At 53.8% G+C, this 22,577-nt stretch carries 20 protein-coding genes and 1 pseudogene; 8 read left to right on the top strand and 13 right to left on the bottom strand.

Features of this window, described 5'->3' with window-relative positions; genetic code table 11:
• Window positions 1–207: 207 nt before the first annotated feature.
• Genes qseE through glnB form a run of 4 tightly spaced genes read left to right on the top strand, consistent with a single transcriptional unit; the run spans window position 208 to window position 4,113 of the window.
• Entirely contained in the window at window positions 208–1,638 is a 1,431-nt protein-coding gene (gene qseE / locus NNO03_RS01500) for a two component system sensor histidine kinase QseE/GlrK (RefSeq protein ID WP_271440708.1), read from the top strand.
• Between the two features lie 22 nt (window positions 1,639–1,660).
• Window positions 1,661–2,380 carry a two-component system QseEF-associated lipoprotein QseG gene (gene qseG / locus NNO03_RS01495; RefSeq protein WP_271448643.1) on the top strand — a complete coding sequence of 240 codons (720 nt, stop codon included), beginning with the start codon at window positions 1,661–1,663 and terminating at the stop codon, window positions 2,378–2,380.
• Entirely contained in the window at window positions 2,380–3,714 is a 1,335-nt protein-coding gene (glrR, locus tag NNO03_RS01490) for a two-component system response regulator GlrR (protein ID WP_305764056.1), read from the top strand. Before qseG ends, glrR begins: the two co-directional genes overlap by 1 nt.
• Window positions 3,715–3,774: 60 nt before the next feature.
• Entirely contained in the window at window positions 3,775–4,113 is a 339-nt protein-coding gene (gene glnB / locus NNO03_RS01485) for a nitrogen regulatory protein P-II (RefSeq protein ID WP_002914032.1), read from the top strand.
• A gap of 101 nt (window positions 4,114–4,214) precedes the next feature.
• On the opposite strand, the gene hmpA is transcribed toward glnB, so the two are convergent.
• Window positions 4,215–5,405, bottom strand: coding sequence for an NO-inducible flavohemoprotein (gene hmpA / locus NNO03_RS01480; RefSeq protein WP_271440672.1), 1,191 nt, complete (start codon window positions 5,403–5,405; stop codon window positions 4,215–4,217).
• Window positions 5,406–5,730: 325 nt separating this feature from the next.
• Here hmpA and glyA point away from each other — a divergent pair, with 325 nt between their 5' ends.
• Window positions 5,731–6,984, top strand: coding sequence for a serine hydroxymethyltransferase (gene glyA / locus NNO03_RS01475; protein WP_003835277.1), 1,254 nt, complete (start codon window positions 5,731–5,733; stop codon window positions 6,982–6,984).
• A 92-nt stretch (window positions 6,985–7,076) separates the two neighbouring features.
• Here glyA and hcaD read toward each other — a convergent pair whose 3' ends face one another.
• From hcaD to hcaE, 5 genes are read right to left on the bottom strand one after another with little or no spacing between them, the layout of a single operon-like run.
• Window positions 7,077–8,279 (bottom strand): phenylpropionate dioxygenase ferredoxin reductase subunit, encoded by a 1,203-nt coding sequence (gene hcaD / locus NNO03_RS01470; RefSeq protein ID WP_271448630.1) that lies wholly within the window; start codon window positions 8,277–8,279, stop codon window positions 7,077–7,079.
• Between the two features lie 9 nt (window positions 8,280–8,288).
• The gene (hcaB, locus tag NNO03_RS01465) at window positions 8,289–9,101 is read right to left on the bottom strand and encodes a 3-phenylpropionate-dihydrodiol/cinnamic acid-dihydrodiol dehydrogenase (protein ID WP_271448629.1); all 813 of its coding nucleotides are present in this window, start codon (window positions 9,099–9,101) and stop codon (window positions 8,289–8,291) included.
• Window positions 9,101–9,418, bottom strand: a complete 318-nt coding sequence (hcaC, locus tag NNO03_RS01460; RefSeq protein WP_202038039.1) for a 3-phenylpropionate/cinnamic acid dioxygenase ferredoxin subunit — start codon at window positions 9,416–9,418, stop codon at window positions 9,101–9,103. Before hcaC ends, hcaB begins: the two co-directional genes overlap by 1 nt.
• The gene (gene hcaF, locus NNO03_RS01455) at window positions 9,418–9,936 is read right to left on the bottom strand and encodes a 3-phenylpropionate/cinnamic acid dioxygenase subunit beta (protein WP_271440675.1); all 519 of its coding nucleotides are present in this window, start codon (window positions 9,934–9,936) and stop codon (window positions 9,418–9,420) included. Before hcaF ends, hcaC begins: the two co-directional genes overlap by 1 nt.
• Window positions 9,933–11,294: a 3-phenylpropionate/cinnamic acid dioxygenase subunit alpha gene (gene hcaE, locus NNO03_RS01450; protein ID WP_271448628.1), complete on the bottom strand. Its 1,362-nt coding sequence runs from the start codon at window positions 11,292–11,294 to the stop codon at window positions 9,933–9,935. Before hcaE ends, hcaF begins: the two co-directional genes overlap by 4 nt.
• Window positions 11,295–11,429: 135 nt before the next feature.
• Between hcaE and hcaR the strand changes: the two genes are divergently transcribed.
• The 3 genes and pseudogenes from hcaR to NNO03_RS01435 all read left to right on the top strand — a co-directional run bounded on the left by hcaR (window position 11,430) and on the right by NNO03_RS01435 (window position 13,857).
• Window positions 11,430–12,323: a DNA-binding transcriptional regulator HcaR gene (hcaR, locus tag NNO03_RS01445; protein ID WP_271448627.1), complete on the top strand. Its 894-nt coding sequence runs from the start codon at window positions 11,430–11,432 to the stop codon at window positions 12,321–12,323.
• A gap of 51 nt (window positions 12,324–12,374) precedes the next feature.
• Window positions 12,375–12,620, top strand: a pseudogene (locus NNO03_RS01440) (aldose 1-epimerase); the annotation flags it as partial.
• A gap of 88 nt (window positions 12,621–12,708) precedes the next feature.
• Entirely contained in the window at window positions 12,709–13,857 is a 1,149-nt protein-coding gene (locus NNO03_RS01435; RefSeq protein ID WP_271448626.1) for a 3-phenylpropionate MFS transporter, read from the top strand.
• Here NNO03_RS01435 and csiE read toward each other — a convergent pair.
• From csiE to NNO03_RS01400, 7 genes are all read right to left on the bottom strand, one after another.
• Entirely contained in the window at window positions 13,852–15,129 is a 1,278-nt protein-coding gene (csiE, locus tag NNO03_RS01430) for a stationary phase inducible protein CsiE (RefSeq protein ID WP_271448625.1), read from the bottom strand. The two genes, NNO03_RS01435 and csiE, sit on opposite strands and share 6 nt — an antisense overlap.
• A 354-nt stretch (window positions 15,130–15,483) precedes the next feature.
• Window positions 15,484–16,083, bottom strand: coding sequence for an SIS domain-containing protein (locus NNO03_RS01425; protein WP_271448624.1), 600 nt, complete (start codon window positions 16,081–16,083; stop codon window positions 15,484–15,486).
• Window positions 16,080–17,717 carry an FGGY-family carbohydrate kinase gene (locus NNO03_RS01420; protein ID WP_271448623.1) on the bottom strand — a complete coding sequence of 546 codons (1,638 nt, stop codon included), beginning with the start codon at window positions 17,715–17,717 and terminating at the stop codon, window positions 16,080–16,082. Before NNO03_RS01420 ends, NNO03_RS01425 begins: the two co-directional genes overlap by 4 nt.
• A 17-nt stretch (window positions 17,718–17,734) precedes the next feature.
• On the bottom strand, window positions 17,735–18,688 hold the full coding sequence (locus NNO03_RS01415; RefSeq protein ID WP_271448622.1) for an ABC transporter permease: 954 nt from the start codon (window positions 18,686–18,688) through the stop codon (window positions 17,735–17,737).
• Between the two features lies 1 nt (window position 18,689).
• Window positions 18,690–19,679 carry an ABC transporter permease gene (locus NNO03_RS01410; protein WP_271448621.1) on the bottom strand — a complete coding sequence of 330 codons (990 nt, stop codon included), beginning with the start codon at window positions 19,677–19,679 and terminating at the stop codon, window positions 18,690–18,692.
• On the bottom strand, window positions 19,672–21,180 hold the full coding sequence (locus NNO03_RS01405; protein WP_271440684.1) for a sugar ABC transporter ATP-binding protein: 1,509 nt from the start codon (window positions 21,178–21,180) through the stop codon (window positions 19,672–19,674). Before NNO03_RS01405 ends, NNO03_RS01410 begins: the two co-directional genes overlap by 8 nt.
• Before the next feature lie 105 nt (window positions 21,181–21,285).
• Complete coding sequence (locus tag NNO03_RS01400) at window positions 21,286–22,269, bottom strand: autoinducer 2 ABC transporter substrate-binding protein (protein ID WP_006683457.1); 984 nt, start codon at window positions 22,267–22,269, stop codon at window positions 21,286–21,288.
• Window positions 22,270–22,577: the final 308 nt, after the last annotated feature.

Below are 22,577 nucleotides of genomic sequence, written 5' to 3'. Positions count from 1 at the left end.
GACGTGCTACATAAACTTCGAATGACGCACAACAAGGTGCCTGCCGTCCAACATCTGATATTAGCGAAGCTCATATCAACCTTCGGGCGAAACGTCGAGTTAGGCACCGCCTTATTCCATAACAAAGCCGGGTTAATCCCGGCTTTGTTGTATCTGACGTTCCCCTCAGTTAGCATCGTCTTATTCCCGTCCATTGAGAGTAACGCCTTGAAGCGCTGGTCTGTTTTCCCTCGATCCTTACGTCAGCTGGTGACGCTGGCATTTTTGCTGATCCTGCTCCCTTTGCTCGTACTGGCCTGGCAAGCGTGGCAGAGTCTGAACGCCCTGAGCGCTCAGGCGGCGCTGACTAACAGAACCACGCTCATTGATGCCCGACGCAGCGAGGCGATGACCAATGCCGCGCTGGAGATGGAGCGTAGCTACCGACAGTATTGTGTGCTGGATGATCCGACGCTGGCAAAGGTTTACCAGAGCCAGCGTAAGCGTTATAGCGACATGCTGGACGCGCATGCGGGCGTTTTACCGGACAACAAGCTCTACCAAGCGTTACGGCAGGATCTCAACGATCTCGCCCAACTGCAGTGTAATAACAGCGGTCCTGACAGCCAGGCGGCAGCCCGACTGGAAGCCTTCGCTAATGCGAATACCGACATGGTGCAGGCCACCCGTACCGTGGTCTTCTCGCGCGGTCAGCAGTTACAACAAGAAATTGCCGAACGTGGTCAGTTCTTTGGCTGGCAGGCGCTGGTACTGTTTCTCGTGAGTCTGGCGATGGTACTGCTGTTTACCCGTATGATTATCGGCCCGGTGAAGGGTATTGAACGGATGATTAATCGTCTGGGGGAAGGTCGCTCACTGGGCGATAGCGTATTGTTTACAGGCCCCCGGGAACTGCGTTCCGTTGGCCAGCGCATAATCTGGTTGAGCGAGCGCCTTTCCTGGCTTGAGTCACAGCGACATCAGTTTTTACGCCATCTCTCACATGAACTGAAAACGCCGCTGGCCAGCATGCGTGAAGGCACGGAGTTGCTGGCCGATCAGGTAGTTGGGCCGCTCACTCCCGAGCAAAAAGAGGTGGTCGGTATTCTCGATGACAGTAGCCGTAATCTACAAAAGCTGATTGAGCAATTGCTAGATTACAACCGCAAGCTGGCGGATGACGAAGTAGAACTTGAGCGCGTAGAAATCGCGCCGTTGGTGGAAAGTGTTGTTTCAGCACATAGCCTGCCCGCTCGCGCCAAAATGATACATACTGATGTTGCGCTGGCGGCGAACGCTTGTCTGGCCGAGCCCATGCTGTTAATGAGCGTGCTGGACAATCTTTATTCCAATGCGGTGCACTATGGCGCTGAATCCGGTAACATTTGGATCCGCAGCAGTTTGCATGGCTCGACGGTATACATTGATGTCATAAATACCGGCACACCGATTCCAGAAGCAGAACAGGCGATGATCTTCGAACCTTTTTTCCAGGGTAGCCATCAGCGAAAAGGGGCAGTCAAAGGAAGCGGGTTGGGACTGAGTATCGCCAGAGACTGTATCCGCCGTATGCGGGGAAAACTGTATCTGGTTGATGAGCATGCGCAAAGCGTTTGTTTCCGCATAGAACTGCCGCTATCTGCATCGAAAAACCACTAAAATGAACCTAAGTCTGGTGAGTATGCCACACGTTGTTGCCCGAATGCTTAAACGAGATTTTATTCGCCGCGTCTTACTCGCAAGTCTGCCATGCCTGGCGCTGGTCGGCTGCGTTCCCAACGCGGTGAATCACATTATCGGCGATCCTTCGCAGGAGAAAATCCCGCCGCATCAACTCGCTGATTACCTTGCCACCGAATGTACGGATATCTGGTCGCTGTCGGGCCAGTCCACAGATACCAACCCGCTCTACTGGTTGCGAACCATGGATTGTGCCGATCGCCTGATGCCTGTTCAGGCACGCAGTGAAGCCAGTACCCAACTCACGGATACCTGGCAGGGTGCTTTTAAGCGTGGGATCCTGCTTGATGGCGCCCACATTACACCGCCTGAAAGGCGTGAAATAATGACCCGTCTGGATGCGCTAAGCCCGCAAATTCCGGCCCAGGTACGTCCGCTTTATCAGGTCTGGCGCAGTAGTCAAACGCTGCAGTTACAGCTTGCAGAAGAACGTATGCGCTACAGTAAACTTCAGCAGTCATCTGACAGCGATCTTGATGCGCTGCGCCAACAGCAACAGAATTTGCAGAGCCAGCTTGATCTCACCACCCGTAAGCTGGAAAACCTGACCGATATTGAACGACAACTGTCCACCCGTAAACCTGCCGGCAGCTACAATCCCGATGCGTTGCACGGTACTGATAAGCTCACGACGCCTGATGATGGGGAGGTCTCGCCATGATAAGCCGCAAGCCCGCGCATCTGCTGCTCGTCGATGACGATCCGGGGCTGTTGAAATTGCTCGGTATGCGGCTGACCAGTGAAGGTTACAGCGTCGTAACTGCAGAAAGTGGGCAGGAAGGATTACGGGTACTGAATCGTGAAAAAGTGGATCTGGTCATTAGCGACCTGCGCATGGATGAAATGGACGGCATGCAGCTGTTCACTGAAATCCAGAAAGTGCAGCCGGGGATGCCGGTCATTATCCTGACTGCGCACGGCTCTATTCCCGATGCTGTCGCGGCAACGCAGCAGGGCGTTTTCAGCTTTCTCACCAAGCCGGTCGATAAAGACGCGCTATACAAAGCGATTGACGGTGCGCTGGAACAGTCCGCGCCTGCTACTGATGATAGCTGGCGCGAATCAATTGTTACCCGTAGCCCGTTAATGCTGCGTTTGTTAGAACAGGCGCGGATGGTCGCGCAATCGGATGTCAGCGTATTGATCAACGGGCAGAGCGGCACCGGGAAAGAGGTGTTTGCCCAGGCGATTCACAACGCCAGTCCGCGCAGCCACAAGCCCTTTATCGCCATAAACTGCGGGGCGTTGCCGGAACAACTGCTGGAATCAGAGCTTTTTGGTCATGCGCGCGGTGCCTTTACCGGAGCGGTGAGTAATCGTGAAGGTCTGTTTCAGGCCGCAGAAGGTGGGACGTTATTTCTCGACGAAATAGGCGATATGCCCGCGCCGTTACAGGTTAAATTGCTGCGCGTATTGCAGGAGCGTAAAGTTCGTCCGCTCGGTAGCAATCGTGATATCGACATTGATGTGCGGATTGTTTCTGCAACGCACCGCGACCTGCCCAAAGCCATGGCGCGGGGCGAATTTCGTGAGGATCTCTATTACCGTCTCAACGTGGTAAGTCTGAAGATCCCGGCGCTGGCCGAGCGTACAGAAGATATACCACTGCTGGCAAACCATCTGCTGCGTCAGTCAGCCGAACGGCACAAACCGTTTGTCCGTGCTTTTTCGACTGATGCGATGAAACGTTTAATGACCGCCAGTTGGCCGGGCAACGTGCGTCAGTTGGTCAACGTGATTGAACAGTGCGTGGCGTTAACCTCTTCGCCGGTGATCAGTGACGCGCTGGTAGAGCAGGCGCTGGAAGGTGAAAATACGGCGCTGCCAACCTTTGTTGAAGCGCGCAATCAGTTTGAGCTCAACTACTTGCGTAAGCTACTGCAAATCACCAAAGGCAATGTTACCCATGCTGCACGAATGGCGGGACGCAATCGCACAGAATTCTACAAGTTGCTCTCTCGTCATGAACTTGATGCAAACGATTTCAAAGAATAAATCTGCGGATTATGTTAGCTTTATTTGATCAAAAGACAGGCGACCTTTTCAAGGAATAGCATGAAAAAGATTGATGCGATTATTAAACCCTTCAAGCTGGACGATGTCCGCGAAGCGCTGGCAGAAGTCGGCATTACCGGTATGACGGTGACAGAAGTGAAGGGGTTTGGCCGTCAGAAAGGCCACACCGAGTTGTACCGTGGCGCGGAATATATGGTGGATTTTCTGCCGAAGGTAAAAATTGAAATCGTGGTTACCGACGATATTGTTGATACCTGTGTCGACACGATTATTCGTACTGCCCAGACCGGCAAAATCGGCGACGGTAAGATTTTTGTCTTCGATGTGGCGCGTGTTATTCGTATCCGTACTGGCGAAGAAGACGACGCGGCAATCTAAGCCGCGCCGTTAATTTGTAGGCCTGATAAGCGTAGTGCATCAGGCAGAGTGATTGCCGGATGACGGCGTATACGCCTTATCCGGCCTACTCGCTGACTTAATTACAAGACTTTATGTGGGCCGAAGCATTCGTAATGAATGTTTTCGTTTTTCACACCCAGACCGACCAGTTGCTTTGCAGCAAATTGCATAAAGCCAACCGGGCCGCACAGGTAGAACTGCATCGCCGGGTCACTGATAGCGCCTTCCAGTTTGTTCAGATCCATCAGCCCAACACTGTCAAACGTACCTTTCGCACGATCGGCTTCGGTTGGCTCACGATACCAGGTGTGTGCGCTAAAGCGTGGCAGCGTTTTGCCTAGTTCATTCACTTCATCGGCAAAGGCATGCACGTCGCCGTTTTCAGCCGCGTGGAACCAGTTAACCTGCGCGGTATGATTCGCTTTTGCCAGCGTGTCCAGCATGGCCAGCATTGGGGTCTGACCGACGCCTGCGGAAATCAGAGACACAGGAGTATCGGTGGCGACATCCATAAAGAAATCGCCAGCAGGTGCAGCTAAATGAACAACGTCACCCACATTTGCGTGGTTGTGCAACCAGGTTGAGACCTGACCACCTTCTTCACGCTTAACGGCAATACGGTAGCCTTTGCCGTTCGGTTTACGAGTCAGTGAGTACTGACGAATCTCCTGATGTGGGAAGCCTTCTGGCTTCAGCCAAACGCCCAGATACTGCCCCGGATGGTATTCCGCGACCGCACCGCCGTCGACCGGTTCAAACTCAAAGCTGGTGATTAACGCGCTACGCGGGGTTTTGGCCACGATGCGGAAAGGACGGGTGCCTTCCCAGCCGCCATTTTTGCTGGCATTTTCGCTGTAGATTTGCGCCTCACGGTTGATAAAGACGTTAGCCAGCACCCCATACGCTTTGCCCCACGCATCCAGCACTTCCTGGCCTGGGCTGAACATTTCATCCAGCGTTGCCAACAGATGACCACCCACGATGTTGTACTGCTCGGGTTTAATCTGGAAGCTGGTATGCTTCTGGGCGATTTTCTCGACCGCTGGCAGTAGCGCTGGCAGGTTTTCGATATTGCTGGCATACGCGGCAATGGCGTTAAACAACGCTTCGCGCTGATCGCCATTACGCTGGTTACTCATGTTGAAAATTTCTTTCAGCTCTGGGTTATGCGTAAACATGCGATCGTAGAAATGAGCGGTCAGTTTCGGACCTGTTTCAACCAGCAAGGGAATGGTGGCTTTCACTGTAGCGATGGTTTGTGCGTCAAGCATACGGTCTTCCTTTATCTGAGACTTTAATGATGTATGTCAAATACATCTTATAAAAAATACCCCTGCATTGTAAATGGTTCTTTGTAACTTTGCGTTGTAAAGGTTACAACGTGAAAAATCTGCATCACAAACCTGAAAAGAAATCCGTTGAAATTCAGCAGAGCTTTGTTCCAAAAAGCCTTGTGTACCGCGAAGGTAATCGTTTGCGTAAAATCCTTTGTCAAGACCTGTTATCGAAGAATGATTCGGTTATACTGTTGGCCGAAGTCCTAGGGACAACCTTTTTAGGCCGAAATTCTATTGTTAGCTGAGTCAGGAGATGCGGATGTTAAAGCGTGAAATGAACATTGCCGATTATGATGCCGAACTGTGGCAGGCTATGGAGCAGGAAAAAGTACGTCAGGAAGAGCACATCGAACTGATCGCCTCCGAAAACTACACCAGCCCGCGCGTGATGCAGGCACAGGGTTCTCAGCTGACCAACAAATACGCTGAAGGTTATCCGGGCAAGCGCTATTACGGCGGTTGCGAATACGTTGATATCGTTGAGCAACTGGCGATCGACCGCGCGAAAGAGCTGTTTGGTGCTGATTACGCTAACGTCCAACCGCACTCAGGTTCTCAGGCTAACTTCGCTGTTTATACCGCACTGCTGCAACCGGGTGATACCGTTCTGGGTATGAACCTGGCGCAAGGCGGCCACCTGACTCACGGCTCCCCGGTAAACTTCTCCGGCAAACTGTACAACATCATTCCTTACGGTATTGATGAGTCCGGTAAAATTGACTACGAAGACATGGCTAAGCAGGCTAAAGAGCACAAACCGAAGATGATCATCGGTGGCTTCTCTGCTTATTCCGGTGTGGTTGACTGGGCAAAAATGCGTGAAATCGCTGACAGCATCGGCGCGTACCTGTTTGTTGACATGGCGCACGTTGCGGGTCTGATTGCCGCAGGCGTTTATCCGAACCCGGTTCCACACGCACACGTTGTGACCACCACCACCCACAAAACCCTGGCGGGTCCGCGTGGCGGCCTGATCCTGGCGAAAGGCGGTGACGAAGAGCTGTACAAAAAGCTGAACTCCGCGGTGTTCCCAAGTGCGCAGGGCGGCCCGCTGATGCATGTTATCGCGGCAAAAGCGGTAGCGCTGAAAGAAGCGATGGAGCCAGAGTTCAAAGTTTACCAGCAGCAGGTTGCTAAAAACGCCAAAGCGATGGTGGAAGTGTTCCTGAACCGTGGTTACAAAGTGGTTTCTGGCGGTACTGAAAACCACCTGTTCCTGCTGGATCTGGTTGATAAAAACCTGACTGGTAAAGAAGCTGACGCCGCGTTGGGCCGTGCTAACATCACCGTTAACAAAAACAGCGTGCCGAACGATCCGAAGAGCCCGTTTGTGACTTCTGGTATCCGCATTGGTTCTCCGGCTGTGACTCGTCGTGGCTTTAAAGAAGCAGAAGTGAAAGAACTGGCTGGCTGGATGTGTGACGTTCTGGACAACATCAATGACGAAGCTGTTATTGAGCGTGTGAAAGGTAAAGTGCTGGATATCTGTGCACGCTTCCCGGTTTACGCGTAAGTAATACGGATTGCCGGATGGCGGTGTAAACACCTTATCCGGCCTACATACGAGTGATTTGTAGGCCGGATAAACGCAGCATCCTCCAGCCGTTATATCGACTTAAGCACGATTGCTTCATCGACTAAAGCCGCCATTGGCGGCTTTTTCCTGCCCTGAATCCATTTCCGCAATAAACGTATTTCTCGGCCCTGATTCAACGTTACTGCGCCGACAATTACACCATCCTGCAGGTTAAACCATATCGCTTTCTGCGCATCAGTATCGCCGCGTACAAGCCAGCTATCTCCCTGCATTTCGCCAATAAACTGCACGTTATCCTGGTATTGGTCAGTCCAGAACCAGCCGGGCGTCTTCTCCGGCAACGGCAAATTGAGCATTGCGGCAGCGGCAATTTGTGCCTGGATATTGGCATTTTCCCAGCTTTCGACACGCGCCAGCGAACCGTCGGGCTGATGCGTCAGCGCCACGTCGCCGGCAGCAAAAATCGCCGGATCGGAGGTGGTACAAGCGGTATCAACGATAACGCCGTTAGCCGTCTCCAGGCCTGCATCGCGGGCCAGTGCGTCATTCGCCACGATGCCAATGCCGTAGATCACCGCATCGGCAGTGACGCTTTCACCATTTTGCAGCGCCAGGGTAAATAACTCTCCGCTTTCGACGTGCTCGATAGTGCTGTTGAGCCGTACCTGCACACCCGCCTGTTGGTGGCGTGCTAGCAGATAGTCACGCACCGGGGCAGGCGCATTGCGGCCCATCACCGTTGGAGCCTGCTCCACTACCGTTACCCGGCAACCGCGCTGGGTCGCACTGGCCGCCAGTTCCAGACCAATGGTGCCCGCCCCGATAATCACAATCGATTTACCGGGGAGTAATGCATCTCGCAGACGAGTCGCGTCGTCCGCGTGGCGCAGGGTAAAGCAGCGATCGCCCAGTTTATCCAGCAGTGGAAGAGGGCGAGCAGCCGCTCCCGTGGCAATCAGCAGCTGATCCCACGGATAAACCTGGCCGTCAGCCAGCTCGAGCTGATGTGTCTGGCGACCGAGCGTCTGGATAGTCACGTTCAGATGCAGATGAACATTATTTTCCTGCCACCAGGCCGCGTTGAGTACCGGCTGTAGCTGCGGGGTGTCGTCCAGTAGCATGGCTTTGGACAATGGAGGGCGTTCGTACGGCAGATGCGGCTCATTGGAGAACAGATGTATCTCGCCGTCAAACCCTTGCTGGCGCAGTGCTACCGCTGCCATCGCTGCGGCCTGTCCACCGCCGACGATAGCAATAATTTTGTTGTGCATAACGCCTCCTCAGAGATCCAGTCCGGCGGCAACGTGGCGAATACCGCGAATACCCAGGCCAGCATCGGCATTGATCATCACGCCGCTCAACGTACGGTTGTTGCGCTTTGATGCCAGCATCACGTATGGACCGGTAAAATCTGCCGGATCAGGGAAAAACTGCAGCGGCAGGATAGCGGCGATTTTTTCCGGCGTCAGTGATTGCATAATTGATGTATCGTTCTGACCCAACGCCTGCGGCCCGCGTAGGTCGGTTGCCATACCGCACGGCCCTACGCCGTTGACACGAACTTTCGGTGCTAATTCGTAGGCTAACTGACGAATGAGTCCAGTTGCGGCGTGCTTGCTTGCGGTATACAACGGGCCGCCGCCGCCGGGATACCATGCGGCATTGGAAAGGGTAAAAATGATACTGCCTTCGCTGGCAATAAGCGCAGCGGCACAGGCTTTCGCACCCAGCAGATAGCCCAGCACGTTAACGTTGAACAACTCATGAAAGCCGCTTTCCAGCGCCTCGGCGGAGGTACTGATCAGCGAAGCATTATGATCCCAAATCCCGGCATTACCGATAAAGCAGTCCAGCTTGCCGAACGTCGTGAGGATCTGATCCACCGCCCGCTGATAGTCGGCATAACAGGTGACATTCCCTTCTACCGCCAGCACGTGTTCGCCAAAGCGCTGGCGCAAGCTGGCGACCTTGGCTGTCGACAGTTCCAGCGTGGCAACTTTTGCACCTTCTTCGATAAAGCGTTCGACCAGAGCCAGACCGAGGCCAGAACCACCGCCAGTAATAAAGATGATGTTGTCGCGTAAATCGCTCATCAGGCCCCTCCGGGAATATCAACAAACACATCACTACCTTCCACATACACGGCATAGGTAGTCAGCGGATCGGTGGCGGGCAGGCATAGCGCTTTGCCGGTTTTCAGACAAAAACTGGCCGCATGCAGCGGGCATTCCACGGTGGCATCGTCTTCCAGATAACCTTCCGACATCGAGGCATTGCCGTGGCTGCAGCGATCGTTAATGGCATAAAACTCGCCGCCGACGTTAAACAGCGCGATGACGGGCGACGTGTCGAGCCGGAGAGCTTCACCCTCCGGCAAATCCCCTACGGGGCAGGCATAAATACGGCTCATCAGAACAGGACACTCAGGTTATGGGAGGTGATCACCGCCTGATCCAGCACGATCTCACGCTCCAGTAAACGCCACTCATCACCCGGCAGACGACGGACTTTGTCTACGCGCATGCCAACGTAAAAGGTTTCATCTCGCTCTTTTTGCGCGCGGTACAGCAGGTAGTTAAGGCGCACCGCGAACACGTCGGGTTGGCCCGTTTCGCTGATCTGCAGGTTGCTGATCAGATGACGAGTGCGCGATGGCGGCTCTTCCGCCCAGGCCATACCGGTTTCGAGGCGGGCGATCCGGCGCTCAAGCTGATCTTTGTTGTCATTGAAAATCCACGTCGTCGGCGGCTGCACGCCTTTGCGACGATCGCGGGTCTGGGCATTGACTGTGGTACGCATGGTGTAGCGAATGTCGTCGTCCAGTTGTGCCAGCCAGTCGCGAAACTTCCAGTCATCCAGCAGGCTGGCCTCATGGTAGAGAAACTGCGCAATGCGATGATGAAGCTCCAGGGAGACTAAGGTACTCATTTCATCACCTCCTGCTGGTAAGCGGCGGTTTTCTCATGCACTTCCTGCCAGCTTTCGCTACTGAGCAGATCGGCCCAACGCTGGTACATGCCGCGCGCGGCGGTTTCTGAGAAGATGTAGTTGGTGATCCCCGGAATACCGTCTTCACGGCGTTTTTCCTGGCCCAATCCCATCTCCAGACACAGTTTGGTATTGCGCGCCCGGTGGCCTTTCAGCAGCTTTTGAATTTCACACCAGTTTTCTGAATCATCCTGCTCAAGGAACCCAGCCGGGCCGAAGGCACGGGTAGCGCTGTTTTCAAATGCCGCTTTGACGTCATCTGACGCGGCCTTATCGGTAATACAAAATGCCCACACTTCTACCTGATCGGGTCCACGTGGATGCCAGACACGCAGCGTGGCAGTACCGTTTAGCCATGACAGCGTTGGGAAGATATTGTTATGGCCCGCCAGTCGCAGAGCGCGAACTTTGCCCAGCCGCTGTTCGGCCTCTGCATAGGTATCGCGGTAATAGCTGGAGACTTCACCGTCGACCCAGACGTTGGCATCGGGTTTCTCGGTAAAGAAAAATCCGCTGCCGTGACCGTCCTGACCGAATTGCAGCGCATCTTTGGCGGTTTCCCACACCGGACGGGCGGTTTGTCCGTCCCCCAGGCGTTTATCACTGCCGTCATCTTTCGCGCCCAGTACCTGGACGGCAGATGCATGGCTAAACAGGGCGTGATATTGATCGCTGGCAAACTGCTCGGCGGGGAATTTCCAGTTACAGTCAATAGTCCACTTTTGTACACCACCGACGATTTCAGTGCCGCCTTCGCGACGATCAAGCACGCCGTCCAGATACCAGGCGATGTCGCCGAGATAATCGCGTAGCGCAGGTGCACTGGTGTCCCAGTTGCCGAAGATCAGCCCCTTGTAGCTCTCAACGCCGGGTACTTCGTTCAGGCCCCAGTGAGATTTGCACAACCCTTGTGGGTAAGCGCGTGGCTCCAGCGGGACATCGATGAGCTCGCCGTTAATACCGTATGACCAGCCGTGATATGGGCAGGTAAAGGCACGGGTGTTACCGCAGTCGGCGTAACTGACCCGCATTGCGCGGTGGCGGCATTGGTTGAGAAAGGCTTTGATGCTGCCGTCTTTCTGACGCACCACCACGACCGCATCCTCGCCCATGTAGGTGTTAAAAAAGTCACCCGGTTTTGGAATTTGGCTTTCGTGCGCGAGGAATAACCAGCAGCGTCCGAAGATCCGTTCCAGCTCCAGTTGGTAAATTTCAGGGTCGGTATAAATCCGTGGCGTTACGCGACCGTTTTGGGTATCAATCAGTTGGTAGATGTCTAAATTTGAGGGTGTGGTCATATTTTTTAATCCTGAAAGCTAAGATGTATTGACCTTCTTTTTTTGTGCCATAAGGATGTTGCTGGTTAGTTATCAATCTGTGAAATAGTAAATTTCTACCAGTTGAGACATTTTTTCGATAACAAGGAGAAGGGCATGGAACTGAGGCACTTACGCTATTTTGTCGCGGTGGCTCAGGCGCTGAATTTCACCCGTGCGGCAGAAAAGCTGCATACCTCTCAGCCGTCGTTGAGCAGCCAGATCCGCGATCTGGAGGCCTGTGTGGGTGTTCCGTTACTGGTACGCGATAAGCGAAAAGTGGCTCTGACAGCGGCGGGAGAGTGCTTTTTACAGGATGCGCTGGCTATCCTCGAACAGGCGGAGAGCGCGAAAATTCGCGCCCGTAAAACGGTGCAGGAAGATAAGCATTTTACAATTGGTTTTGTTCCTTCAGCAGAGGTAAATCTGCTGCCTAAGGTGCTGCCTTTGTTTCGTTTAAAACAACCGGATACACACATTGAATTGGTGAGTCTGATAACTACGGAACAGGAAGAGAAGATCCTGCGTGGGGAGCTGGATGTGGGCTTAATGCGCCATCCGGTTTACAGCCCGGAACTGGACTATCTGGAACTTTTCCATGAGCCGCTGGTGGTGGTGCTACCGGCTAACCATCCGTTAGCCAGTGAAAAGGCAATATCGGCACAGCAACTGAACGGTGTAAATTTTGTCAGCACCGATCCTGCTTATTCCGGTGCGTTAGCGATGATTGTCAAAAACTGGTTCCAGCAGCAAAAAAGCCAGCCCAATATTGTACAGATGGCTACCAATATTCTGGTGACCATGAACCTGGTCGGTATGGGACTGGGGGTAACTTTGATACCCGGTTATATGAATAATTTTAATACCGGTCAGGTGGTTTTCCGGCCAATTGTCGGCGATATCCCGACCATTTCACTGCTGATGGCGTGGAAAAAGGGGACGATAAAACCCGCGCTTGCTGATTTTATCGCCACGGTACAGGAACGTTTAGAGGTGAGTCTGACGGAGTAATCGTTACTGTTCGCTCAGTTGTGATTCCACATACAGATAGCCAATCCCCATCAGCGGCTCAACGTTGGCTATTCGGGCTGGAGTGGGCGGGCCGTCATTCAATGCGATGTGATAAAGGTCACGATTTTAGCGCAAACTCCATGGTTGATTCTGTTCAGAATGTCGGGTGAGTCGTTCTTGTGTCTTGAGCCGCAGACGCATCCGGTAAAAGCCCACCACATGCAGGGACAGCCGGGATTGCAGGTTCTGGCTCAGGGGGAACGTTGCCATTTTTCGCTGCAAATTTGTATCGAATAGGGCGAAAATCATGTTATTTGTCTGTTAATGCTCTCTTGCGCCAGCCTGCGTTTGTCGCCAGACTATCGCCTCCAAACGGGAGGGATTCATGGCTCTGCATTCCACGCGCTGGCTGGCGCTCAGTTATTTCACCTATTTCTTTAGCTACGGTATTTTTCTGCCTTTCTGGAGCGTCTGGCTCGAAGGGTTGGGGCTAACGCCGGAAACCATTGGTGTGCTGCTGGGCGCTGGGCTGATTGCTCGTTTTCTGGGGAGTTTGCTGATTGCGCCGCGCGTGAGCGATCCCTCTCACCTGATCTCTGCTTTGCGTATCCTGGCGCTCCTGACGCTGGTCTTTGCGCTGGCTTTCTGGGCGGGCACTAACGTGGCGTGGCTGATGGTGGTGATGGTCGGTTTTAACCTGTTTTTCTCACCGCTGGTGCCGCTGACCGACGCGTTGGCCAACACCTGGCAAAAACAAATAACCATGGATTATGGTCGGGTGCGCCTGTGGGGGTCCGTGGCATTTGTCATCGGCTCCGCGCTAACCGGTAAACTGGTGAGCCTGTTTGATTACCGGATGATCCTTGTACTGTTGTCGCTTGGGGTCGCGTCGATGCTGCTGGGGATGATGATCCGCCCGAGCGTTCAGCCTGCGGGGGAAAACCGTCAGCAGGAGAGTGCGGGATGGCCGGCCTGGCGCACGTTGATAGCCCAAAGCTGGCGTTTTCTCGCCTGCGTAAGCCTGCTGCAAGGGGCTCATGCGGCCTATTACGGTTTTAGCGCCCTCTACTGGCAGTCGGCTGGATATTCTGCCTCGGCGGTAGGGTACTTATGGTCGCTCGGCGTGGTGGCGGAAGTGATTATTTTTGCGCTCAGCCACAAGCTATTCCGCCGCTTTAGCGCTCGCGATCTGCTGCTGCTCTCTGCCGTTTGCGGCGTGGTGCGTTGGGGATTGATGGGCTGGAGTACCGAACTGCCGTGGCTGATTGTGGTGCAGATCCTGCATTGCGGAACCTTTACCGTCTGTCACCTGGCGGCGATGCGCTATATCGCGACGCGGCAGGGCAGCGAAGTCATTCGTTTGCAGGCGGTTTATTCCGCGGTGGCGATGGGGGGGAGTATCGCCATCATGACCGTGTTCGCCGGCTACCTGTATCAAAATCTGGGCAGTGGCGTATTCTGGGTGATGGCGCTGGTGGCGCTTCCTGCGATTGTCTTGCGACCAAAAGTGGTGGCGCAACCAGCGGCATCATGATTCGAGGATTTTGCGGATCTGTTGCTGCTGATGTTGCGTAAGCGCCAGGTCCGCATGAATCAACGGTGGTGAAAACAGCGGTAGCGGCGTGGTGTACGGTGTAATAATCAGCGCCACACCACGCGGTGAACCTTCTTTTTGAAAGTCCTGCATTGGCATATGCTTTACATTGAGCGGCAGCAGCGTCAGTTCGCGCAGTTGTTGCTCTATATGTGCCTCACGTTGTTCGTTATTGCCGGTCAGCAGGATTATCTGCTTCTCGTGTAAATCCTTTTCCTGCATCAGCCAGGCACCGAAAATGACCGCCACCAGCCCAGTCTCTTCCTCGGAAAAACGCACATCGTATTCCTCTTCGAATCCGTGTAACGCTTCACGCGTGGTGCGTACTAACCGGGGATACAGCCTACTGAACTCTTCCGGCAGGGTGTTATCAATACCAATGGCGAACAGACTGCGGTTCAGTGCTTGAGCCAGATGTACATACAGTTGGTCATTTAGCCCCTGTTCATTGCTGAAGCGGACGTTGCCATATTCACGAAAACGCAGCACCAACCGGGCAATCTCAAGGCGCAGACGACGATCCTGTTGGTGGTTATCACGAATCGGGTCGGGGATGCGGATCATCGAAAACAGCAGCGCCATAAACAGCGATTCCCCCAGCGGCGCACTCTGCATAACGTGCCGTTGCCAGTGGCGGCCTATTTCCTCAGCGAGTGGGTATTCGGCACAAGCTTGCGCCCAGCGTTGTTGCAGAGGATTAAACTCCGGGGTGATCCCTGCGTGATGCTGTAGCAGGCAGTACTGTAAATAAAGCCTCAGGAACTGGATATCACGGCACTCAAACGGCTTCTGCAAGCGTCGGGAACACAGGTTGATCAGCGCATGCAGATTGGTGTCGTCATACAGCGTTCGCGCAATACCACGTTGCTTAAGTTCCATTTTTAACGCCGGGGTAAACTGCTGGGCAATAAATGTTGGACAAATCCGCAGGCCACGGCGCAGCCACTGTAACAGGCACAGACGCTGATTGAGCGGGGTTCCTTCTATTGCATAATGTCCATTCTGAGCGGTGGTAATGGCGAGTCGGTGATAGCGCTGGATTTCGAGTCCGGCACCGATAATATCTTCCCGAACCGTGGCATCATCGACCCCGTTCAGCGTGCTGAAAGTCTGCGCAGTGGCAACTTGCCCTGGCAGGAAAAGCGTCAGAAGCACCTGACAACGGCGCTGGGGAGCGGATAGTACAGATGGCGGGGCAAGCGTTGACATCATCTGTAGGATCTCCCGTAAGTATGTTTGATAAGAATAGCTAAAGTTTGCTTATTGAAATGGAGAATGGAATGCTTTCCGCCAGGAATGCTGGGGGGCGTCACAGAATTTTTAACGTGCGGAACAGATAGCGGTAGTTGAACGCAGCGCGTTAATCCGCTTTTTCACTGTTTTATCTTTTGTTTAGATATGCCAGAGATGTACTGCATGTCATGTTAAACATGATGGAGAACATGTGATTCCTGCTAAGGGTTCCGTTCACAGGCAGTATCGTTGCAGAGAAGTGAATAACATAAGGTGAACGTAGCAATATACCGGAGGCAACAGATTCATTACCTCCGGTACGGCTGTCTGGCGTTACTTACCACGGCTCAGCGTTAATCCCACATCACCGCCTGGATGCACAGATAACAGCGTCTCTTTTGAGTAGCCGCTTTCGCTCATCAGGCAGGCGCAGGCGGCGTCAAAGATTGCCAGTACCAGCATTATTGACGTGGTCGCCAGCATGTTTAGCGGATCGGCTTCGCGCTGTACGCCGGTGGAAATCACCAGTCTCGATGCTTTAGCAATGGCTGAAGCGGCGTTTTCAGTGATGCTCAGGATAGGCACATTTCTCGCTGCCAGACCGGGTAGCAGCCGAGTGAGTTCATCGGAATTGCCCCCGCGTGACAGCATGATGACCAGATCATCGGCGCGTAAAAACCCCAGATCGCCATGTGCGGCGTCGGTGGCATTGAGGTAAATCGCTGGACGTTCCACGCAGGCAAGCATATGCGCCACTTTACGCGCGGCAATGCCGGAGGTGCCCACGCCAGTGACGACGATTTTCCCCCGGCAACCGCGTAGCTCCGCCATCAACGACTGCCAGACAGGTTCAGTCAGATGCTGCCCCAGACTCGCCAGGGCATCGCTATAGAGCTGAAATACGCTGGTGGCCTGAGACCAGGAGTTACTCATGCGCCCTCCTGCATCAGCTCGCGGTATTTCATGTGGTCCTGATACATCTCGTGGAATACCCGGTATTTGCGATCGTAGTACTGCTTAATACGGTTAGTTTGTGGGGTGACCGTCTTACCAATACGACTCATCGCCGACATCGCTTCCGGTAGGGTGTCAAAAACACCTGCCGCGATGGTGCCCATCATCGCGCCACCCAGCAGCATGGCTTCGCTCTCTTCTGGCAGTAACATTGCGCAACCCGTGGCGTTGGCATGTTCCTGAACGAAGATCGGGTTCTTTGTACCGCCGCCGCTGGCCATAATGGTATCGATGGTGTAACCACTTTGATTCATCGTTTCGATAATATGACGTGTCCCCAGGGCAATGGCCTGGATAGTCGCCAGATACTGCAACGCCATATCTTCCGCCGTGCGGGATAGCTTCAGCCCGGTGATTGCCCCTGTGAGCGTTGGGTTAGCGCGCGGTGAGCGGTTGCCGTGGAAATAGGGCAGGATATGCATGTCGCGGGTCAGGAACGCGATATCTTCCGGCTCACCGGCCATTTTACGCAGCAGTGCGTTCAGCACTTCGTAAATGGTTTGTCCCTGGGACTTCGCCTGCGCCAGTAGTGTTTCATAGCACGGATGCGACTGAATGACGTGGTCGATTAACGCCCCGGTCGCTGATTGCCCGCCTTCATTTAGCCAATACCCCGGCAGAACGGCAGAGTAGTATGGACCCCAGATGCCGCTGATAAAACGCGGCTCTTTGGAAATGGCCATATGGCCCGTGGAGGTACCGCCAATCAGTGCGACACGACGGTCAAAATCCGCCACTTCGCCGGAAACGCCGCAGGCGCCGAGTGTGCCGAGGGTGCCAGCGTGCGCATCGATGATCGATACGCTGACTGCCGTCCCCGGAATCAGCCCCATTTCGCTGGCGGCGCGTGCTGACAGCCCATGACCGAGCGGTTCACCCATGGTTTTTACGTAGCGACCAATTTTGGCCGCATCGTGCTCCAGTAAATCTTCCAGTCCGATCTGGCGGAAGTAGCTGGCATCCCATTTGTCTTCATGGCCCATATAGGTCCATTTGCAGACCGTTGAACACAGCGAACGCGTGTCGTCTCCGGTCGCACGCCAGGTGAGGAAGTCTGGCAAATCAAAGTAGTAACCCGCATTGGCCCAGGTATTGGGCATATGCTGTTTCAGCCACAGCAGTTTTGGCGTCTGCATTTCCGGAGAAATAATGCCGCCGACGTAGTCCAGTACCCGATGATGAAGGGCGTTGATGCGGTCGGCCTGGGTAATGGCGCGGTGGTCCATCCACACAATAATATTCTGTTCGCTACGTCCGGAGGGACTGATGGTCAGGGGGTTACCCTCTTTATCCAGCACCACCAAAGAACAGGTTGCATCAAAGCCTAACCCTTTAACCTGAATCGGGTTGATATCTGATTGGTTGATGGCATCGCGAACCGCGTTACACACTGCCTGCCAGATATTATCGGAGGACTGCTCAACAAAATCGGCCTGCGGGCGGTAAATCTCGATGGCCCGACTGGCCTGACCGACCATCCTGCCGTTAAGATCAAATACGCCTGCTCTGGCGCTTCCGGTTCCGACATCCACACCAATAAAGTAACTTGCCATAATTTTTTCTCCTGAAATCAGGCTTTACGATTCTGTAATGCGATAAAGAGGATCAGCACCGCGCCCCACAGCGCCATCGTCAGATAGCTACTGACCCCCAGCAAGTTAAGACCGCTTTCCAGCATTTGCAGCACGATAAGTGCCAGCACCAGGCCGATAATGCGCCCGAAGCCGCCATCCGGGTTGATGCCGCCGAGTACGGAAGCAAGGATGGTGACCAGCAGGTAGGATTCGCCGTATCCGGCTTTCGCCGAGTTGAATTTCGCCATCATCAGAATGGCGGCGACCCAGCCGAGCAGTGCCGAAATGACGTACACGGAAATTTGTACTCGTAGGGTATTCACGCCGCTGTAGCGGGTTGCCTGTTCATTGGAGCCGACGAGATACAGGCTGCGCCCTAATGTAGTGTGTTCGAGCAGTACCCACAGCAGGATCGCCACGAGGAAAAAGAGCAGCAGCGCCACCGGAATCCCGGCAATGGTTGCGTTGCCAAGATATTGAATCGCCGTCGGGAAGCCGGAGATTACCGTCCCGTTAGACAGCAGAATATTCAGCCCGGAGATAAGCGTCATGGTGCCGAGCGTGGCGAGAATGGGGGATACACCGACCCAGGCGATCAGCGCACCGTTCAGGGTACCAATGGCAACCGCGACGGCAGCGCCTGCCAGCAGTGCCAGCACCAGAAACAGCGGGTTATCCGGATGGGTGACGATAATCGCCGCCATCACCAGCGAGCAGGCGTTCGCCCCGGCAATAATCGACAGGTTAATGCCGCCGGTCAGCATGGTCATGCCCATCCCCAGGGCCAGCATGCCGAGGATCGGTAACTGCGAACCGATGGACTGGAAGTTAGCGACGCTGAAAAAACGGCTGCCGAGCAGGGCCGAGAAGACCAGTGCGACGACCACAATAATGACGCATTGCAGGCGAATGATGGCATCACCGGGTAAAAATCTGGCGATTGTTTTCATCTCAAAGCTCCCTTGCCAGTTTGCGTTTTTCGTTCCAGGCCGTGGCGCTGATGCTGACCAGGATAATGGCGCCGCTGAACACGGTATGCCAGTAAGAGGAGACGCTGAGCAGCGTCAGGCCGTTTTGTAAGAAGGCCAGCAGGACCACGCCGAGCAGGGTTCCGGTCAACGTACCGCGTCCGCCGCTCATACTGGTTCCGCCGAGCACCACCGCCGCCAGCACCGTCAACTCAAAACCAAGCAGTGAATTGGGGGCCACAGACTGAGTGATTTGTGCCTGCACCACGGCGGCAACGCCCGCCAGAATGCCCATGTAGCCATAGACGTAGAAATGCAGTTTCAGCAGGTTCAGTCCCAGACGCGAGGCCGCATCACGGTTGCCGCCCATGGCGTAAACCTGACGGCCAAGACGGGTATAGTTCATCAGTACGGCGGTAAAGATGATCACCGCAGCCAGACACAGCAAGGGCAGGGTCAAACCGTAGTCGTAACCGTCCGCTGCGGTGAACGAGAACCAGTTAATGCCGTTCATAAACCAGTCGGGGAAGCCATACAGCCAGGTGCCTTTAGTGGTGTAAACCAGCAGGCCGTAATAAACGTTCAATGTGGCGATAGTAATGATGATCGCCGGAACGCGCAGCCAGTAGACCAGGAAACCGTTGATGAGTCCGAGCAGCAGACCCACTGCAACCGCAATCGCCAGCGCCAGTGCGAAGTTGCCGCCGTGGCCGATCACCCAACTGGCCATCGCGTATTGGGCAATGGCGGTCATCGCCGGGAAGGAGATGTCGATTCCGCCGGAAATCAGTACCACAAACAGACCGCAGGCAAGGATGCCAAGAATCGCGTAGCTGGTGGCCACATCCGTCAGGTTCCCCAGCGACAAAAACTCATCGGTGCTGATGCTCAGCCCGACGGCAAGCGCCACGACCAGAAGCCCCAGCCAGAACTCATGTTGCCCGATTAAACGGGAGAAACGCAGACTATTCATTGATGACCTCGACCACTTCAGCAATCTCCTCTTCACGACAGTGATGGGGGTTAAATTCCGCTACCAGCTTGCCGCGGCGCATCACCAACACGCGATGGCTGTTGTAATACGCTTCCGGAATTTCATCGCAAATCATCAGTACCGCCATCCCCTGTTCCGCCAGGTCGCGGGCTATCTGATAAATGCCTTCTTTGTTGGCAATGTCCACGCCAACGGTAGGCGAGTCGAGGATCAGGATGCGCGGATTGGTCGCCACCCATTTAGCAATGGCGATACGTTGGGCATTCCCACCAGAAAGTGTTTTAACCGGCAGATGTGGATCGGAGACCTTAATGTTCAGCTCGCGGATCAGGTCAGCGACCAGCTTTTGCGCTTTGCGATGATCGAGCAAGCCGCTGCGGGTGTGCAGTTGGTCAAATACCGTGACGATGGTGTTGTCATAGATCGACTGCTCCATGATAAGCCCCTGCGTCAGGCGATCTTCAGAGACGTAGCCGATTCCGTGCTTAATCGCATCATGGTTATTGTTAAGCCGGACTGGTTGGCCGTTAATGCGGATTTCACCGCTTTCAGGATGCGTCATGCCGAACAGGCTCAGACAGAGTTCGGTACGTCCGGCACCCAGCAGACCCACAATGGAAACTATCTCGCCGCCGTGCAGCGACAGATTAATGTTCTGGTATTTACCCCGACGGCTGAGATTGCGCAGCTCCAGCAGCGGTTCCTGCTCAATGGCTGGCCTTTGTGGCAGTGGGCTGTAGTGGAAGCGTTGTCCGGTCATCAGGAAGGCCAGTTCGTGGCTGTCGAGTTCGCTGGCCGGGAATGTCCCCACCAGTTTACCGTCGCGCATCACGCTAATTCGGTCCGCCACTTCCATCACCTCATCCAGACGATGGCTGACAAACACCACGCAAATTCCGGCAGCCTTCAGTTCGTTGACCACTCGCAGCAGACCGTTAACTTCCTGGCGGGTCAGAGAGGCGGTGGGTTCATCCATAATGACCAGTCGGGCATCGGCGGCGATTGCCCGGCAAATAGCAACCAGTTGTCGGTCGGCAATCGAGAGTTTTTCAACTTTTTTATCGGGATCGATGTTCACGCCGATGCGCTTCATGGCTGCGAGCGCCTGCTGCTTCATGGCACCACGTCGTACCCAGATATCGCCGCCGGGCAGGTAGCGGTTGACCGCGATGTTTTCCGCGACGCTAAAATTGGGAAACAACGACAAATCCTGATAAATAACCTGAATACCATAGTGGGAAGAGAGTTGCGGCGTCAGGTGATGGAACAATTTACCGTCGAGTAAAATTTGTGCGCCTTTTTCAGGGCTATAGACCCCGGAGATCACTTTAATAATGGTGCTTTTACCACAGCCATTTTGACCCGCCAGACAGTGAACTTCGCCTTTTTTCAGCGTCAAATTCACCTTATCCAGCGCCAGCACGCCCGGGAATTGTTTGCTGATATTCTCAAGAGTGATAAATGCGGTGGTGTCTGTCATGGACAATACCCCTGCGAGCGTCCGGGGGGGGACGCTGAGTGTTAGTTTGGTAGATAGCGCCGACCAGACGGTCGGCGTTAAGGTTCCCTGGTGTTGGCTAAGGCCTTAGAAACCGAGTGATTGTGCGTTGTCTTTGGTGACTTCGAGGATCTTGTTAAAGCGGATCACTTTCTTCTCCGTGTCGATATCGGCTTTCCCTAAACCATCGATACTCAAATCGGCGTTGACTTCTTTGCCCTGCAGCAGCTGATCGGCAACCGTTACCAGCGCGTAGCCCGCGTCTTTCGGATCCCACAGCAGCGCTTTTTTGATGTCGCCACGCATCAGGTAAGGCGCTGCTTGTGCCGGCATTGCGATACCGACGACGGCGATTTTATCCTTGGCGCGTTTTTTCTGAACGGCCTGGCCTGCACCGATAGGACCCAGTGAGCCGAAACCGATAATGCCTTTCATCTGCGGGTAAGTTTTCATCAGATCCAGCGTGGTGGCATAGGACTTATCGATGCTTTCCGCGACGGGTAAACGGGAGGTGACTTCGAACATCTCCGGATATTTTTCTTTCTGGTACTTAATTGCATAATCCGCCCATGCGTTATGCAACGGCACGGTCAGCGAACCTACATAGATAGCATATCCCCCTTTGCCGCCCATATTTTTCGCCAGTTCATCGACGTTGGCCTGCGCGTATTTTTCACTATCAATCGTTTCGATATCCCACTGGCCGATGTGCTCGTCCGGAGATTCGTGCGTCAGGACCACGATGCCTTTATCGCGTGCTTTTTTCAGTACAGGTTCGAGGACTTTGGCATCGTTAGGAACCACGATGATCGCATTCACGTTTTTAGCGATCAGATCCTCAATGACTTTTACCTGCTGAGCCGGATCCGGTGTTGACGGGCCGGTCTGGTAAGCATTTACATCGAGTTTTTTTGCTGCTTCATTCACGCCGGTTTCCATTCGGTTAAACCACGGAATACCGGTGACTTTGGCAACCACAGCAATTTCATATTTTTCCGCCGCAAACGACGTGCCGGACAACATGCATGCAGAAACCAGGGTTGCACTGAGTAATGCGAGTTTGAATTTCATAGTTGTACCTTTAGTAGGGGGCAGGGCATGTTACGGCGTGAAGTTAACAACGAATGGAAGAGGGAATGAATCATAAGTTTGATGAATGTGATCTATGCCCATTTTTGTTAATTATTGGAGAATTTTAAGTTAATTTTTGGTTAAATTTGATGAGGTTTGGATTTTATCTGACGCTATATTTGTTAATAATTCATTAATATGAAACTTATAATTAACATCTATGCATCATTTAACGTAAATTGAAGCCATGAATCGTCGTTTTTACGGTGACGGGAAAATAATAAAATGTCGAAATTGAGAACTGAATC

The organism is Citrobacter sp. Igbk 16, from assembly GCF_028069755.1.
Taxonomy (GTDB): domain Bacteria; phylum Pseudomonadota; class Gammaproteobacteria; order Enterobacterales; family Enterobacteriaceae; genus Citrobacter.
The sequence above is the reverse complement of the archived record's forward strand: the minus strand, read 5'-3'. Positions and strand labels throughout refer to the sequence as shown.

What these genes read in the sequence shown, in the direction of transcription:
- hcaB (WP_271448629.1), bottom strand. Translation starts at nt 9,101, where the DNA reads ATGAGCGATTTACGCGACAACATCATCTTTATTACTGGCGGTGGTTCT.
- hmpA (WP_271440672.1), bottom strand. Translation starts at nt 5,405, where the DNA reads ATGCTTGACGCACAAACCATCGCTACAGTGAAAGCCACCATTCCCTTG.
- NNO03_RS01425 (WP_271448624.1), bottom strand. Translation starts at nt 16,083, where the DNA reads ATGAGTAACTCCTGGTCTCAGGCCACCAGCGTATTTCAGCTCTATAGC.
- hcaE (WP_271448628.1), bottom strand. Translation starts at nt 11,294, where the DNA reads ATGACCACACCCTCAAATTTAGACATCTACCAACTGATTGATACCCAA.
- hcaR (WP_271448627.1), top strand. Translation starts at nt 11,430, where the DNA reads ATGGAACTGAGGCACTTACGCTATTTTGTCGCGGTGGCTCAGGCGCTG.
- NNO03_RS01435 (WP_271448626.1), top strand. Translation starts at nt 12,709, where the DNA reads ATGGCTCTGCATTCCACGCGCTGGCTGGCGCTCAGTTATTTCACCTAT.
- glyA (WP_003835277.1), top strand. Translation starts at nt 5,731, where the DNA reads ATGTTAAAGCGTGAAATGAACATTGCCGATTATGATGCCGAACTGTGG.
- hcaD (WP_271448630.1), bottom strand. Translation starts at nt 8,279, where the DNA reads ATGCACAACAAAATTATTGCTATCGTCGGCGGTGGACAGGCCGCAGCG.
- hcaF (WP_271440675.1), bottom strand. Translation starts at nt 9,936, where the DNA reads ATGAGTACCTTAGTCTCCCTGGAGCTTCATCATCGCATTGCGCAGTTT.
- csiE (WP_271448625.1), bottom strand. Translation starts at nt 15,129, where the DNA reads ATGATGTCAACGCTTGCCCCGCCATCTGTACTATCCGCTCCCCAGCGC.
- NNO03_RS01400 (WP_006683457.1), bottom strand. Translation starts at nt 22,269, where the DNA reads ATGAAATTCAAACTCGCATTACTCAGTGCAACCCTGGTTTCTGCATGC.
- hcaC (WP_202038039.1), bottom strand. Translation starts at nt 9,418, where the DNA reads ATGAGCCGTATTTATGCCTGCCCCGTAGGGGATTTGCCGGAGGGTGAA.
- NNO03_RS01405 (WP_271440684.1), bottom strand. Translation starts at nt 21,180, where the DNA reads ATGACAGACACCACCGCATTTATCACTCTTGAGAATATCAGCAAACAA.
- glnB (WP_002914032.1), top strand. Translation starts at nt 3,775, where the DNA reads ATGAAAAAGATTGATGCGATTATTAAACCCTTCAAGCTGGACGATGTC.
- NNO03_RS01415 (WP_271448622.1), bottom strand. Translation starts at nt 18,688, where the DNA reads ATGAAAACAATCGCCAGATTTTTACCCGGTGATGCCATCATTCGCCTG.
- NNO03_RS01420 (WP_271448623.1), bottom strand. Translation starts at nt 17,717, where the DNA reads ATGGCAAGTTACTTTATTGGTGTGGATGTCGGAACCGGAAGCGCCAGA.
- qseG (WP_271448643.1), top strand. Translation starts at nt 1,661, where the DNA reads ATGCCACACGTTGTTGCCCGAATGCTTAAACGAGATTTTATTCGCCGC.
- NNO03_RS01410 (WP_271448621.1), bottom strand. Translation starts at nt 19,679, where the DNA reads ATGAATAGTCTGCGTTTCTCCCGTTTAATCGGGCAACATGAGTTCTGG.